Source organism: Kiloniella sp. (assembly GCF_965205715.1).
Classification (GTDB): domain Bacteria; phylum Pseudomonadota; class Alphaproteobacteria; order Kiloniellales; family Kiloniellaceae; genus Kiloniella.
Genome location: NZ_CBDBHW010000006.1, coordinates 329,484 through 343,893, shown reverse-complemented (window position 1 = coordinate 343,893; position 14,410 = coordinate 329,484). Strand labels below are relative to the sequence as shown.

General features: G+C 43.6%; 13 protein-coding genes. 6 read left to right on the top strand and 7 right to left on the bottom strand.

Annotated features, from left to right (window positions below; translation table 11 throughout):
* Positions 1-14 precede the first annotated feature (14 nt).
* Positions 15-884 carry a hypothetical protein gene (locus tag ACOGW3_RS06365; RefSeq protein WP_419902205.1) on the bottom strand — a complete coding sequence of 290 codons (870 nt, stop codon included), beginning with the start codon at positions 882-884 and terminating at the stop codon, positions 15-17.
* 151 nt (positions 885-1,035) lie between these two features.
* Here ACOGW3_RS06365 and ACOGW3_RS06360 point away from each other — a divergent pair, with 151 nt between their 5' ends.
* The gene (locus tag ACOGW3_RS06360; RefSeq protein ID WP_419902204.1) at positions 1,036-1,530 is read left to right on the top strand and encodes a YcgN family cysteine cluster protein; all 495 of its coding nucleotides are present in this window, start codon (positions 1,036-1,038) and stop codon (positions 1,528-1,530) included.
* Positions 1,531-1,576: 46 nt separating this feature from the next.
* The gene (locus tag ACOGW3_RS06355) at positions 1,577-2,287 is read left to right on the top strand and encodes a ferredoxin (protein ID WP_419902203.1); all 711 of its coding nucleotides are present in this window, start codon (positions 1,577-1,579) and stop codon (positions 2,285-2,287) included.
* Here the strand turns inward: ACOGW3_RS06355 and ACOGW3_RS06350 are convergent.
* A complete protein-coding gene (locus ACOGW3_RS06350; RefSeq protein ID WP_419902202.1) occupies positions 2,270-4,300 on the bottom strand; it encodes a PAS domain-containing sensor histidine kinase in 2,031 nt (676 codons plus the stop codon). The genes ACOGW3_RS06355 and ACOGW3_RS06350 overlap by 18 nt on opposite strands.
* A 389-nt stretch (positions 4,301-4,689) precedes the next feature.
* Here ACOGW3_RS06350 and ACOGW3_RS06345 point away from each other — a divergent pair, with 389 nt between their 5' ends.
* Together ACOGW3_RS06345 and ACOGW3_RS06340 are read left to right on the top strand one after the other, a co-directional pair.
* Entirely contained in the window at positions 4,690-6,360 is a 1,671-nt protein-coding gene (locus ACOGW3_RS06345; RefSeq protein ID WP_419902201.1) for a formate--tetrahydrofolate ligase, read from the top strand.
* 109 nt (positions 6,361-6,469) lie between these two features.
* Entirely contained in the window at positions 6,470-7,063 is a 594-nt protein-coding gene (locus ACOGW3_RS06340; protein WP_419902200.1) for a DUF1415 domain-containing protein, read from the top strand.
* A 12-nt stretch (positions 7,064-7,075) separates the two neighbouring features.
* Here ACOGW3_RS06340 and ACOGW3_RS06335 read toward each other — a convergent pair whose 3' ends face one another.
* From ACOGW3_RS06335 to ACOGW3_RS06325, 3 genes are all read right to left on the bottom strand, one after another.
* The gene (locus ACOGW3_RS06335; RefSeq protein WP_419902199.1) at positions 7,076-8,851 is read right to left on the bottom strand and encodes an SLC13 family permease; all 1,776 of its coding nucleotides are present in this window, start codon (positions 8,849-8,851) and stop codon (positions 7,076-7,078) included.
* Positions 8,852-8,928: 77 nt separating this feature from the next.
* Positions 8,929-10,239, bottom strand: coding sequence for a glycosyltransferase family 87 protein (locus ACOGW3_RS06330; protein WP_419902198.1), 1,311 nt, complete (start codon positions 10,237-10,239; stop codon positions 8,929-8,931).
* A 30-nt stretch (positions 10,240-10,269) separates the two neighbouring features.
* Entirely contained in the window at positions 10,270-11,595 is a 1,326-nt protein-coding gene (locus tag ACOGW3_RS06325; RefSeq protein ID WP_419902197.1) for a glycosyltransferase family 87 protein, read from the bottom strand.
* 190 nt (positions 11,596-11,785) lie between these two features.
* Between ACOGW3_RS06325 and ACOGW3_RS06320 the strand changes: the two genes are divergently transcribed.
* A complete protein-coding gene (locus tag ACOGW3_RS06320) occupies positions 11,786-12,244 on the top strand; it encodes a deoxycytidylate deaminase (protein WP_419902196.1) in 459 nt (152 codons plus the stop codon).
* Positions 12,245-12,288: 44 nt separating this feature from the next.
* Here the strand turns inward: ACOGW3_RS06320 and ACOGW3_RS06315 are convergent, their stop codons facing one another.
* Positions 12,289-13,149, bottom strand: a complete 861-nt coding sequence (locus ACOGW3_RS06315; protein WP_419902195.1) for a dienelactone hydrolase family protein — start codon at positions 13,147-13,149, stop codon at positions 12,289-12,291.
* 167 nt (positions 13,150-13,316) lie between these two features.
* Entirely contained in the window at positions 13,317-13,787 is a 471-nt protein-coding gene (locus ACOGW3_RS06310; protein ID WP_419902194.1) for an Lrp/AsnC family transcriptional regulator, read from the bottom strand.
* Between the two features lie 98 nt (positions 13,788-13,885).
* Between ACOGW3_RS06310 and ACOGW3_RS06305 the strand changes: the two genes are divergently transcribed.
* A complete protein-coding gene (locus tag ACOGW3_RS06305; RefSeq protein WP_419902193.1) occupies positions 13,886-14,317 on the top strand; it encodes an EamA family transporter in 432 nt (143 codons plus the stop codon).
* The last annotated feature ends 93 nt before the right edge of the window (positions 14,318-14,410 follow it).

Below are 14,410 nucleotides of genomic sequence, written 5' to 3'. Positions count from 1 at the left end.
CTTTAAAGCGCATGTTATTCCGGCGTATAGAGAGAAATAAGTGTGCGTTTATCTAAACTTAAAGAGCGGAGTTGCGTTGAAAAATGTTTGTTAATAAGCTGTTTTTGTAGCCCAGATTTCGCTGCTTTTTTTAATGCATCCTCAATTATGGGCTTTAGGTGGGCGCTTTTGTTATTCAAATAAAAGTGGAAATCTCGGTCGTATTGAAACAAGAGGTGTGGTTCAATTGCTAGATTGGGGTGATGTTTAGCTTCGATAACTATTTCTATTACGCTTCGTGAAAAATAGTCGAAGGGAATACCGGATTTAGTTGAATTTTTTTTGAGAAGTCTTTCATAGATAGACCGCCATTCCCCATCGACAACATAGTAGAGTAAGTTGTTCGCAAGCCATACCTTCTCATCAAACCAGTTGGCCCCAAAGGCACCAATTTTCTCCAAATTCCTAAAATCATCCAGTGTTTTAACTTTGGCATAGTCTGTTTTGGTGTCGGGCGGCACAAAAAGCACTCTTTGTCCCATAAGGCCAGACGTTAAATTGACATTCACATCTATATATTTTTGGCTTCTTTCTTTTGATTTAAGCAGCCAGATGATATCCAGTTGGCCATTTTCAAACATGACAACGGATCGCTTTTGCGGGCGATCACCCATATTGATAATTTTGAGTGTATGACCATTGGATGCCAGGGATTGTAATAATAGTTCGTGATAAAATTTGGAGGTACCTTCATTTGTTTCTGTCATTCTGAGGGTCAGAGTTTCTGCTTGAGCAATGTGGCAGATATTTAGAATCAAAATCGTGGCAGCAGAATATAACAATTTTATAAGGAATTGAGGCACAGCTAGAGCTTCCCAGTCATGAGTTTCATCCTTTGCGAGCATTAGGTAATAGGTAATTTAGTGTTAAACAAAATTACGCATTTTTTATTCTATAATAGATTTGTTAGCTTTTATTTAATTGGGTAGATAGGTGAAGTGAGGGCCAATTCGTTATGAAGAATGGCTTGAAAATAAAAAGAGTTTAATCAGCGTCATGAGTAATCAAGAACTACAGCTGCCTTTTTGGCAGGCCAAACAGCTTACAGAAATGAACGACACAGAGTGGGAAAGCCTTTGTGATGGTTGTGGGAAATGCTGCCTGGTTAAGTTGGAAGACGCCGATACGGAAGAGATTGTTGATACTGACGTGGTTTGTAAACTTCTCGACCTTGGAACTTGTCAGTGTAGCCAATACAAAACCCGTCACCAATATGTTCCTGACTGTATTAAGGTAACCGCCGAAAATATTGAAACCCTGAGCTTTATGCCACCTACTTGTGCTTATCGCTTACTTTACGAGGGTAAAGATCTGCCCTGGTGGCATCCTTTAATCACCGGAGATCCTAATTCAGTTCATGAAGCAGGTGTCTCTACACTTGATAAGGTCGTATCTGAAACTGAAGTTGAGGATGCTGATCTTGAAGATCATGTGGTTGAGTGGCCCCAAGATCCAAGCCCACCGGAACCTTGGGTGCGTTATGAGAGTTAAGGCAAATAATCGGGCAATAGCTCATTTTTGATTAGGTTTTTTCTTGATGTCGGAATATCAGCAAATTGAGAAAGAAGTTACCAGACTTGGTTTTTTGGTAAGAGGGGGATTTGCCCCTGAGGGGGAGGACACCGTGCCGAACTTGTCTTCGGGTCAGCCAACTCAAACCGTTATAATGATCGGAAATGCGGGCTCAACTCCTTTTTGGAACCGCTTTACCCAGTCATCTGAATACAAAGCGGATAGCCAAAATCCAATGGATAATTGGACCAGACGCGTGATGGAGGATTTGGCCAAGAACTTTGGAGGAGAAGTTTTGTTTCCCTCTGATGGTCCTCCTTATTATCCTTTTCAGCGCTGGTCTTCTCGTGCTGAAAGTTTGTATCCAAGTCCTATTGGGCTTTACATTAGTCATGACTGGGGAACCTGGCACGCCTTACGAGCAGCAATATTGCTGCCAGAATCTGTAGATAATTTACCAGAATTGTCTCAAAAGCAGAGCCCATGTCTGAGCTGCAAAGATCAGCCCTGTCTCTCGTCCTGTCCAGTTGATGCTTTTGGGATAGGACAAGTGTATGATTATCTAGCCTGCGCCAAGCATGTTGTCTCTGAGGAAGGGGCAGATTGTGCCTCTAAGGGGTGTCTGGCGAGACGCGTTTGTCCCGTGGGGCAGGAATTTACACTCACCCCGGAACACGTTGCTTTTCATATGGCTGCTTTTACCAGAGCAAGAAGAGACTCAGGCGAAGTTTTCTGATGTATAAATCGTGTTAAAGGGAACCATCTTTCCTTCGACGAGCCTAACTCGTCGAGCTTGAGGGATAATTAAGCTGACGGTCGTACCTTCGCCCAGTTCACTGGAAATATTAAGACCTCCACCGTGCATATCTGCTAGGGATTTTGATATTGCGAGTCCAAGTCCGGTACCTTCATAAAAGCGATCAATTTTTCCATCACTCTGTTCAAAAGGTTTGGTAATTATTGGAAGTACATCTGATGAGATACCCACGCCGTTATCAATAATTGATATCTGGATGTCCCCGCTTTCAAGGATGAGAGATTCCAAACTTATAGCGCCGGTGTCTGGGGTAAATTTTACGGCGTTAGATAATAGATTACGTAGAATCTGTTTTAATCGTTTATTGTCGCCAGTGAAATAAATAGGTTCTTCAGGGAGTTGTTGATTGTACGAAAGATCGCGTCCCTCAAGATATTCTGCCATCATACTTTTACAAGAGTTCAGAAGGGTTTGGATGTCCAGAGTATCTTCGTTAAGGGTTAACTGACCTGCTTCTATTCTGGATAGGTCGAGTATTTCGTTAATAACTTTAAGCAGATGGTTTCCTGCGGTGTTAATTTCATGAGCGTACTCTTTGGTCTGAGAATTGGATTTTTCATCAACTTCGGTACTTGTTATGAGTTCAGAGAAACCATTGATTGCATTGAGCGGGGTACGGAGTTCATGGCTCATGTTTGTTAGGAATTGTGATTTTGAACGATTAGCAAATTCCGCCTGTTCCTTTGCTTCCACGAGCTTTTGTTCTGCGAGATAACTGATAGAAACATCTTTACCCGTACCGCGATAACCTGCGAATTGCCCATCTTCACTGTAAAATGGCGTGGCGTTGAGAGTTTGATGAATTCTGGTGTTCCGGTGACAGGTATAACAAAACTCCATATTTCGGATACGTTTTTGTTGCTGTAGCATCCTAAAATAATCGTCGCTGGCCTTGGTTTCGATAGGAGGATTTTTGAGAAAATTCCAGTTATTCCCAATTAAATTTTGTGTGTTTAGACCGGGGATGTTGGGAAAATCTTTGGAAATAAAAGTAAAATTTAGATTTTGATCCGTTTCCCAAAACCAGTCTGAGGCGGTGTTGGCAAAATCCTTGAAGCGCTGTTCATTCATTTCGCGTTCCGCAATTCGCAAATCCGAAAGCCGATTTAAAAGAACGTTTAAAGCGGAAACCATATCCCCGATTTCGTTTTTAATTTTCCACCCAGACATATCAAGTTTCGAAGTGTTTCCCGGATCTCGTTGAGCGGTAACCAAATGATGTCGTAATGCTAATAAGGGCGAGAGAACATTTTTACCAAGTACGAAAAAAGTAACGATTGATGTTGATAGAGAGATAAGCAGAACCAAACCGATGATCCGCCAGATAAAAGCTGTGAGTTCATCAGCGATCCAACTGGAATCTAACCGACTTATAACAATAAAGGGGAGTTGGGTTTCTGACGGAAGCCAAATGATGTCATATCTGGTTTTGTCTGAATTAAGTTGTGTTTTGACGTCCTGATTATTGTAGCTGTTGAGCGTAAGTTCTGGAGCTTCCCCGAAAGAGCCCATCATCTCACCTGCTTGGGTATAAAGAGTGCCGCCTTTGAACTTGGTTATTCGGGTTATCTTTTCTCCGGTAACAAGGGGAGGGGTGCTGACAGAGTTGCCAAGGATTGTCTGAGCGTGGGTTTGGAAGCCGGTAACGACTGCTGTTTGCCCAATATCTGCCAGCCTGGTTAAAAGATCGCGTTTATAGTTTTGATAGGAAGGAATGAGGATTATTGCCTCAACCACAAGAATGCTGAGAAATACCATTGCCGCAATCTGCATTGATAATCGGCTTCTGGTTAATTCTCTGAACAAATTTACTTGTCGTAGGTATTCGGCAGGAAACATTGTGTGCTGGTTTCTTTGTGTCAGTGTAAACGAGGGACAGGGCTTGTTATCAAATAAAGAGTAGTTGCTAACAAATAGTTCTAAATTACTCATATGCCTGTCACCTGTGTTCACTTTATAGTGAGAGTACCAGCAGCTATATCATCGGGGGTAAAGAGCAATTACCTCTAAAGCTCGTTCATCCTGTTGAGTATCCAGATCACCCAAGATAAGATTAGATCTTTCGGATATTGTCCAAAGAGGGACATAAATTACGGTAACCAAAATTTAGTTTTTCTTTCAGTGATTTACCGAGAGGAATTTCCGCATTCTATATCGTTGATTTGAAATCCGGATGCTTCGATAGTAAATTCCGAACGCTAATAAAGCCCAATTTCGGTGTTTATGGGTGACGAGATGACGCTCTTGCGATATCCCAAAAAGAAAACCCCAGCTAGTGTCCCCAAAATGTTGGTGTCCGATAGGGATGGAGAGTAAACCCGATGGCTAAAAGTGATATTGAAATTGCCCGTGAGGCAACGATGCAACCAATTACTACGGTTGCTGAAAAAATTGGAATCCCTGCTGATAAGCTTCTTCAGTATGGTCCGCATAAAGCAAAACTGTCTTTTGACTTTATCAACTCCATTCAGGACAACCCTGACGGAAAACTGATCCTGGTTACAGCGATCAATCCAACACCTGCCGGTGAAGGTAAGACAACAACAACTGTTGGTCTTGGCGATGGTCTGAACCGTATCGGTAAAAAAGCTATTATGGCTTTGCGTGAGCCTTCACTTGGCCCTTGCTTCGGTGTTAAAGGTGGTGCTGCTGGCGGCGGTTATGCCCAGGTTGTTCCTATGGAAGACATCAACCTGCATTTCACAGGTGACTTCCACGCAATTGGTGTTGCACACAACCTTTTGTCTGCACTTCTAGACAACCACATCTATTGGGGCAACGAGCTGGGCATTGATTCCCGTCGTGTTCAGTGGAAACGTGTTGTTGACATGAACGACCGTGCTCTGCGTTCCATTACCAACTCAATGGGTGGTGTTGCTAACGGTTATCCTCGTCAAGACGGTTACGACATTGTTGTTGCCTCTGAAATCATGGCGATCTTCTGTCTTTCAACTGATCTGAATGACCTTTCTGCACGTCTTGGTGACATCATTGTTGCTTACACTCGTGAGAAAAAAGCAATTTACGCTCGTGACCTTAAAGGTCCAGGCGCGATGGCTGTTCTCTTGAAAGATGCGATTTCTCCAAACCTTGTTCAGACTTTGGAAAACAACGCAGCGTTCATTCACGGCGGTCCTTTCGCAAACATCGCTCACGGTTGTAACTCAGTTATCGCAACCAAGACTGCTTTGAAACTTGCTGATTACGTTGTAACCGAAGCTGGTTTTGGTGCTGATCTCGGCGCTGAGAAGTTCTTCGATATTAAATGTCGTAAAGCTGGCCTGAAACCAGATGCAGTTGTTATCGTTGCTACTGTTCGTGCTCTTAAGATGCACGGTGGTGTTGCTAAGGCTGATCTTGGTGACGAAAATGTTGATGCAGTAACCAAAGGTTCTGAGAACCTGGCACGTCACATTGCCAACATCAAAAAATTCAACGTTCCTGCTGTTGTTGCGATCAACCAGTTCATCACTGATACTGATGCTGAAATCGCTGCGATTTCTGCAGCTTGTGAAGCTCTGGGTGCTAAAGCAATCGTTGCTAGTCACTGGTCAAACGGTGGTGCTGGTACAGAAGAACTTGCTCACCATGTTGTTGAGCTTGCAGATTCAGGTGTTGCAGATTTCACTCCGCTTTACCCCGATGAAATGCCTTTGTGGGAAAAAATCGAAACGATTGCCACAGAAATCTATGGCGCAAGCGAAATCATCGCGGATGCTTCTGTTCGTAAACAGATTGCTGAACTTCAAGAAACTTACGGCCACTACCCAGTTTGTATGGCGAAAACACAGTACAGCTTCTCTACAGATCCTACGCTTCTTGGCGCGCCATCTGGACATGTTGTTCCTGTACGTGAAGTTCGCCTTTCTGCGGGTGCTGGCTTTATCGTTGTTGTTACCGGTGCGATCATGACTATGCCTGGTCTTCCGCGTACTCCTGCCGCAAACAATATTTACCTCAATGACGACGGCCAGATCGAAGGTCTGTTCTAAGTCTTAAGGTATTATCGGTATTTGAAAGGCGGTCCTTTGGGGCCGCCTTTTTTATTTCAATTACAAGCCTTAGCCTAGGAAAAATACAGCTTCCTGATAGTATGCAGTTATGAAACAAAATTATCCTCCATACAAAATTGAAAATGCTATCGAGCTTACCCGATTGTGGGTTGAGAAGATGGTTGTAGGGCTAAATCTTTGTCCCTTTGCTGCACCCGAAATTAACCGAAACAGTATTCGTTATGCCGTGGTTGGCGGGAACTCACCTGAAGAGGCGGTAAGAAACTTCCTGGAAGAGATACTGTTTATTCAGGAAAGCCCAGAAGAGGAAATATCGACGACCCTCGTGATTTATCCCACCGGGCAAGATGATTTTGAGTGTTTTCTCGACCTACTGGCGCTGGCCGAAGATTGCCTTGAACAAGCAGGGCTTGAAGGGTTATTTCAGTTGGCCAGCTTCCACCCTCAATATCTTTTTGATGGCGTGTCTGAAGACGACATCACAAACTGGACAAATCGTGCACCGTTCCCTGCCCTCCATATTATTCGGGAGGGGCAAATGGGACGCGTGTTGACCAACTACAAGGCGCCCGAAGAAATTCCTGAACAGAATATGCAAACGATGACTGATTTAGGGCGTGATGGGCTGATCAAACGATTTCCCCCTTTTGCTGAGTACTGTCTGGAACCTTCCTCGACATAACTTGCCCATGGTCTAGAGCGGCCAGAAGAAGAGTATGGACGGCACGGATATAATCACGACCAAAATTTCTAGCGGCAGGCCCATGCGCCAGTAATCGCCAAAGCGATAACCACCAGGCCCCATGATGATGGTGTTGTTCTTGTGCCCTATTGGGGTCAGAAAAGCGCAAGATGCCGCCACTGCGACGCCCATTAGGAATGGGTCGGGTGACACTCCAATAGCATTGGCGACATCCAGGCCAATCGGGGCGGCGATCAAAGCCGTGGCGACATTATTGAGGAAATCTGACAGCGTCATGGTTATCATGATAAGAACCGTGAGGATTGCCCAATTTGGCCAGCCCGCGGTTTGAGACACGATAAGCTCGGCTATTAACTTTGTCCCACCCGAATTTTCTAAGGCTATTCCAAGGGGAATTAGAGAGGCCAGAAGGACGATAACCTTCCACTCCACACTTTCATATACCTCTCTGCCCGAAACGATCCCAAGAGCTGAAAATCCAATGACACAGCCCGCCAAGGCGATGGGGAGGTATAAGAGGCCAGCAACGGAGAGGGCGATCGCGCCGAGGAACAATCCAATGGCCAGGGTCGCTTTTTTTCGTTGGATGACAGAGTGCTGTCTTTCAGCCAGAGGCAGCACGCCTAGCCAATTCGTAATATCCGCCAAGCGGTCTTCAGGACCTAGAAGAAGTAATACGTCCCCTGGTTTGACGGTGAGTTTACGTACTCGATCCCGAAATCGTTTGCCTTGTCTGGAAACACCGAGAAGGGTAACGCCATGCCTGGAGAGAAGGCGTAGGCTATAACTTGATCGCCCACTTATTCTAGCACCATCTGGTACGATTGCTTCCGTAAGTTTTAGTGAAGAGCTGGTGAGGCCGGCTTCATATTTGTCTTTACCGGCAAAATCTAGCTGGGCGCTGCCTAGAAAAGCCTCGATAGATTTGGGATTGCCTTCAAGGACGATATGATCGTCTTTACGAATTACTTCGTATCTCGCAAAACCAGGCAGCCTTTTGCCCCGCCGAACGAGGCCTAACACTGTAATGTCATGTTCTCTGGCTTGTGGGTATAGTTCTGTGACTTTCAGGCCGATAGAACTTGAGTTTTCAAGGGCTTGTGCCTCGGCGACAAAAAGGTCTGTATCCTCAGCTGTGCGTATCGATCCTGGTCGTTCTCTGTTGGGAATTAACCGCCAGCCTATAAGGGCAACAAAGAGTATTCCAGCAAAAGCCACGCATAAACCAACGGGGGCAAAATCGAACATGCCATAACTTTCGCCAAGTACCCTTTCGCGGTATTGGGCAATGACAATATTGGGAGGCGTACCAATGAGAGTAATCATACCTCCGAGTATTGTGGCAAAGGATAGCGGCATGAGGCTGAGAGCAGCAGCACGTTTTGCTTTTTCGGCGGCCTCTAAATCAAGAGACATGAGAAGTGCTAGGGCTGCGACGTTATTTATAATCGCTGATAAGGCTGCCCCTACTACTGACATGATCCCAATATGCAATGGGAGAGGACGATTGGAAGATAAGACAACGCCTGAGATCATTTCGACAGCCCCGGAATTCATCAAGCCGCGGGAAACGATAAGGACTAATCCAATGATGACCACGGCAGGATGACCAAACCCACTAAAGGCGTCATCAGGTGTAACAAAACCAGCAATAACAGCGATGACGAGAGCACCGAAAGCTACAAGGTCATATCGTATTCTGCCCCAGATGAGCAGAATGAAAACCAAGCCAAACAAAGCAAATAGAAAAGACTGGTCAGTCGTCACGTTTTATCCCCCAACAAATATCTAAACTACCAAAGCATCTTCTGATTGAAAAAATCAAGAGATTTGAATTGATTAATTCATGAATTTGTTGGCTGATCCAAAAGGGTGTATTCGGCGATTGTTACTTTATAGATACGATACCCCCAGTAGAAGAGTATGGGCGTAGATAGCTGTAGGCATATTTTGGGAAGGTCGAACGTTGAAAAAATGTTGATCTGAGCCAAGGATATATAACTCCCCAAATAGCAGATAACCCAAACAATTGTGGTCCACATTAGTATCTTGTTATCTCGGGCATATAACCATTTTAGGTGTTGGGACATTATAGCGGCGGGGAGGAGCAGAAGCATTAGGTCGTAGTAAAAAAGATGTGGGCTAAGCAGTAATCCCCAACAAAGGGTGACTGCCATGGATAAATCCCATAGTCGTTTATCTTCTAACCAATTATTTTTCCGCCACAAGTTTAATAAAAATATGAGCGTAATTGCGGATAGCGTGATTGTAACAACCATCGTTATAGCCGGGTTTAGCCCATCAAAGAGAAGAACAGCCAGGCCAAAAAATGAGTGTATGCCCCAGGTCGGATAGTTGGGGAGTCTGAGTAAGTCGATAAAGTTTGGGCTTATATCCCAATAAGTTATCATTGCCTCAGGGACAAGCAGGAAACCCAGGCCAACAGCAAGTGATACGGATAGAACACCTCCAAGTAACGACTGCCATCGCAGTTTCCATAAAAGTACGAGAGCAAGGCCCACTGCCAGTTGTGGCTTAAAGGCGAGTAACCCTAGATAAAACCCGGCTTGAAAGTCTTTTCTGTTTCTCAATGAGGCAAAACATAGACTGTAAATCAAGAGAATGATTGGCGTTGCCTGGCCATTAAAAAGCCATCCGAGCGTGGGGTAGAATAGGAAGCAGCAGAAGATAATCTTTGGGAGAGAAAAAGCCTTAAGAAAGCTTAGCTCTCTTCTAATTATTAAGACGCTTAATACGAGAAGAGATAAATTAAATATTTCCCATAGTATATAAGCGGGTAGATAGTCTAACAGGGCAAAAGGCGCGTACAGTAAGGCGGTAAAAGGCGGATTAACATAGGTGTTTTGATCGTTGTAGCCCTCTCCAATTATTCCCTTTTGATATTCAAATTGGTGAGGGAAATACATTCCGTCATTTAAAACATAAGCCTGGTTTAGGATCCCTTGGTTAAAAAAAGCCCCTCCGGTATAGAATGCCAAAAAATCAGCCCCGACTGGTTTTTGGAAATAGGTAAGTAATCCATCGCCCGCGAGTATGCTTAGGGCAAAGGCAATTAAAGAAATTGTCGCCATTATCGTGCTATAGCCGACTGCTCTTTCTTTAAAGCCTTTGGATAGGGGGTATTGCCAAAACAAAATAAGACGATCCTAAAAGAAGTATCTACGTTATTGTACGAGTAATTCCTGAGTGGGAGAGAAAGTCCTTTGTCGCTGTTCATCCAAAGTGGCTTTATAGATACAATAACCCCAATAAAAAATTGTCGGCGTGGCTAATTGAAATCCTATCTCCATCAGATTGAAGTAGGAGAGTATATTGACTTGAGCATCGGATATGAAGCTACCCAAATAAGATACTGTCCACAAAACTGTCGTCCACAAGAGTATTTTGTTATTGCGCAGATACAGCCAGGGCAAATGTTGCACCAGGATTGCAGCAGGAAGCAATAAAAGCATTAAATCATAATAGAAAAGATGCGGACTTATCAAAAGGCCCCAGCAAAAGGTAACCGCCATCGCCAGATCCCAATGGACCTTGTTCTCAAGCCAATCAATTTTTCTCCACAGTGATAATAAAAACAAGATAGTTATGCCTGTGAGAACAAAGGTGGAGGTAATGGCTAGGCTTGGGTTTATGTTATTGAAAAGAAGAACAGAAAAACCAAAGAATGAATCTACACCTTGAATGGGATAGACCGAGCTTCTTAAAAAATCTAGTAATTGGGGGCTGACTGTTAAATATGCATGCATTGCATCGGGCATATATAAAAAACCAACGCCTAAGCTTAAAGAGAGAGATAGCATTCCTCCCAAGAGTGATTTCCAACGCCATTTAAAAATTAAAATTAAGGCAACAGCTATGGCTAACTGAGGTTTGAATGCGAGTAAACCGAGGTAAAACCCAGCCCTGAAGTCTTGCTTTTTTCTGAGGGAAACAAAACACAAGCAATAACAGAGAAGAATAATTGGTGTTGCTTGGCCAAACATGAAACTGGCAATGGTTGGGAAGAATAGAAAACAACATAAAAATAATTTGTAGAAGGGAGTATTTTTATAAATTGGAAGTTCTTTATGAATTGTCCGAACGCAAAGACCGAGCAAGGATAGGTTAAATATAAGCCAGCATATATACGCTGGTATATAATCGAGTAAAGCAAAAGGAGCATAAATTATTACGGCAAAAGGAGGATTTATAAAGGGGCTATGGCCCATATAATCCGGTCCTATTATTTGTTTCTGAAATTCAAATTGTGTTGGAAAGTACATTTCAGGGGCAAATTCATATATTTTTTCAAGGTTGCCAAGGTTGAAAAAGCTTCCCCCTGTATAGAAGGCGATAAAATCCGAGCCAATAGGCGTGTCAAAGTAGGTTTGTAAGCCATGACCTAAAATTATACTAAAGATATGAAAAATAAGAGTAATGACGGCCATGATTGTGCCGTAGGCCAAAGCTCTTTCTTTAAAGCCCTTGGTCAAAGGATATTGAAAAAACACACTTATTCCATTTCTGCGAGTAGAAGTTTATTCCTAAGTAGGTCAAATTCCTTAATTAATCATAAAGCATACAATGCAGGATAAGTATCTCCTCTCATTAGGCGTTTGCGACATTAATGTTTTTGAAAAGCCATACGACTTGATATGCTGCAATCGAACAAAAAGAGTAGGCAACACGATGGCAGGGAAGATGACTGGGAAATGGGATACGCGGTACTTGAAATTGGCTAGGGAAGTCGCAACCTGGTCGAAAGATCGTTCCACACAAGTGGGGGCTGTTATTATACTTGAGGATAACACACCGGGGCCTTACGGGTTTAACGGTTTTCCACGGGCTGTTGATGATGATGCAGATGAACGCCACGCTCGCCCGCTTAAGTATGATTGGACAGAACATGCCGAACGAAACGCGATTTTCCACGCAGCGAGAGTTGGTGTTCGCTTAAACGGGGCATCTATCTACGTGACACATTTTCCTTGTTCAGATTGCTCTAGAGCCATTATTCAATCCGGTATCCGGGAAATCATCGTCGATGAAAAAAGTAAGTCTGATCCCGATTTTACCGAGCGTTGGGGCGAAATCCAAACCCAGGAAGTGATGCTCAAGGAAGCGTCTGTAACGTGGCGATTTGCAAAAGTTGAGGACTGATTTTGTCTATCAATGAGATTGTCAGCTAAGGCCATCCATCAGCATCAATTCAAATGCTTATCAAAAAAGGCTTTTGTCCGTATCAAGCTATCTTGGTGAGCTTCCGCATTGTAGTGATTTTTTTTAAATTGAAAGGGGATCGGGGCGGTTTTGTCTCTTTCCCCGTCAACTTTACTGTAGTTTTTATTGTCATAGAAATGAGTGGCACCGGGGTAGAGGTGGTAGGAGATATCATTACCCCATTTTTCTGCTTCAGATGAAACCTTGTCACAAGAAAAAGAAGAATTGAAAGGATCGCTGTCGCCTTGAAGAATCATCAAGGGAGCGATGAGTTCAATGTTTGTGTCGCAGTTGGGGTAAAATGCAATACCCGCTTGGAAGATAATATCTGCGGGGCGTCTGGGATTGGATTTGTTCAGGATGGAGAACAGGCTACTTCCCCCCAGAGAAAAGCCTAAAAGAGCAATTTGATCTGGGTCGACATATTGTTGTTTTTGCAAGAAGTGATACGCATTGTAAGCATCAGCAAACATATTTGCATTGTTCGTATCCTGCCGGCTCGTGCCGCCTCTGGAGCCAAAGCTGTCGACGAGTAAATTCACATATCCCCAACTGGCAAGTTTTTCTCCCCACTGAATATGTGAATTCTGAAGCCCGTCACCACTGACGAGGGTAATGATTGCGGGACGTGGAGTTGATCGCTCCGGGCGAAACAATATACCAGTTATATCAATGCCTGGTTTGGGGGTTAGAGTAATTCCTTTGGCTTTCGCCTGTTTAATTTTAAAGGCTGAGGGAGGAACAGGTGCAGAGGGGAAAGTTACTCTTTCGCTTGCATATGTATAAGTGCCGCCTAACAACAGAAAAATTGTAAGAATGCTTGTTGTAATTCTTCTAAATACCATGTTTCTTTCCCCCAAAAAGATGATCTAGAGCCAGCTACCATACTTATAAACAGTCTGGTTTACAACGTTGGGTCGGGACGTTGGTTATCAGGCTTTAGAGGCATAAAAACGCCGAGTTGATTCTTTTAGTTAATCAGAAAAATGGTTGAAAGGTGGAAGACGCCTCTCTACGGGTGATGATTGTATGATTGTATGATTGTATGATTGTATGATTGTATGATAGATGTGTTGGTCATTGCATAGGGGATGATTTCATCTACGAGCTCTTCAAGTGCTTTTACGGATGGTACATGGGCTTTAGCCACAAAACAGTCTTCTCCCGTAACTCGGTCGCATTCTACTATGTTTGGCATTGCCTGAAGTATTTTGGCAACTCTGTTGTGTTCTCCTGGGATTGGCCTGATTCGAAGGAACACGGCGAGAGGTAAGTCAAAAGCTTCGGGATTAATATTTACAGAATACCCCACAATAACTCCTGCTTCTTCCAATCTTTTTAACCGTTCAGATACACTGGGGGCGGATAGCTGAACAAGGCGGGCAAGGTCTGTGACCGAGGCCCGGGCATCGTTGGTAAGGGCTTTTAAGAGTTTTATATCAATCGCGTCTAGTGGTCCGTTTTTGTATTTTAGGCGTTTCATTGTTATGACCTTCGTAAAGTAGGTAATATCTTTACAGTAACATTTTTATGTTATGTAGTCGCTTGTTTTTCCCTTTTATGATTATTGCATAGGAGGTGATGATGATATCCCAAGAACAAACATTTAATAAGGTTTCAAAGGCTGTGCCGCCACAAATGTGGTTTTCAGTCAGCGCTATTTTTCACTATTTGGGGCCATCTTTTGCTGTTTTACTTTTCCCGGCTGTAGGTGTTCTCGGTGTCGCATGGTTTAGAATTGCAACAGCTGCAGTGCTCTTTGCGCCTTTTACTCATCCTGTAAAAACTCTTCTGCTCGCTGACCGGAAAGCCCGTTGGTTTCTTTTGAGTTTGGGATGTTGTCTAGCCGTTATGAATGTCTCTTTTTATTTAGCGTTAGACCGCTTACCGATGAGCCTTGTCGCAGCAATGGAATTTGTTGGAACAATTGCTGTTGCTCTTTATGGATTGCGGACAAAGCGAAATCTTATTGCTTTATGTTTGGTGATATTGGGAGTTGTCATTCTAATTTAATCCGGTAAACCCCCGGCTATGCCGGGGGACTCTCAATGGTTTGACCGTTCCCACGGTCTTACATTTCTTTGTTTATTGACCAAAATAACAAAG

What these genes read in the sequence shown, in the direction of transcription:
- ACOGW3_RS06365 (WP_419902205.1), bottom strand. Translation starts at nt 884, where the DNA reads ATGCTCGCAAAGGATGAAACTCATGACTGGGAAGCTCTAGCTGTGCCT.
- ACOGW3_RS06360 (WP_419902204.1), top strand. Translation starts at nt 1,036, where the DNA reads ATGAGTAATCAAGAACTACAGCTGCCTTTTTGGCAGGCCAAACAGCTT.
- ACOGW3_RS06355 (WP_419902203.1), top strand. Translation starts at nt 1,577, where the DNA reads ATGTCGGAATATCAGCAAATTGAGAAAGAAGTTACCAGACTTGGTTTT.
- ACOGW3_RS06350 (WP_419902202.1), bottom strand. Translation starts at nt 4,300, where the DNA reads ATGAGTAATTTAGAACTATTTGTTAGCAACTACTCTTTATTTGATAAC.
- ACOGW3_RS06345 (WP_419902201.1), top strand. Translation starts at nt 4,690, where the DNA reads ATGGCTAAAAGTGATATTGAAATTGCCCGTGAGGCAACGATGCAACCA.
- ACOGW3_RS06340 (WP_419902200.1), top strand. Translation starts at nt 6,470, where the DNA reads ATGAAACAAAATTATCCTCCATACAAAATTGAAAATGCTATCGAGCTT.
- ACOGW3_RS06320 (WP_419902196.1), top strand. Translation starts at nt 11,786, where the DNA reads ATGACTGGGAAATGGGATACGCGGTACTTGAAATTGGCTAGGGAAGTC.
- ACOGW3_RS06315 (WP_419902195.1), bottom strand. Translation starts at nt 13,149, where the DNA reads ATGGTATTTAGAAGAATTACAACAAGCATTCTTACAATTTTTCTGTTG.
- ACOGW3_RS06310 (WP_419902194.1), bottom strand. Translation starts at nt 13,787, where the DNA reads ATGAAACGCCTAAAATACAAAAACGGACCACTAGACGCGATTGATATA.
- ACOGW3_RS06305 (WP_419902193.1), top strand. Translation starts at nt 13,886, where the DNA reads ATGATGATATCCCAAGAACAAACATTTAATAAGGTTTCAAAGGCTGTG.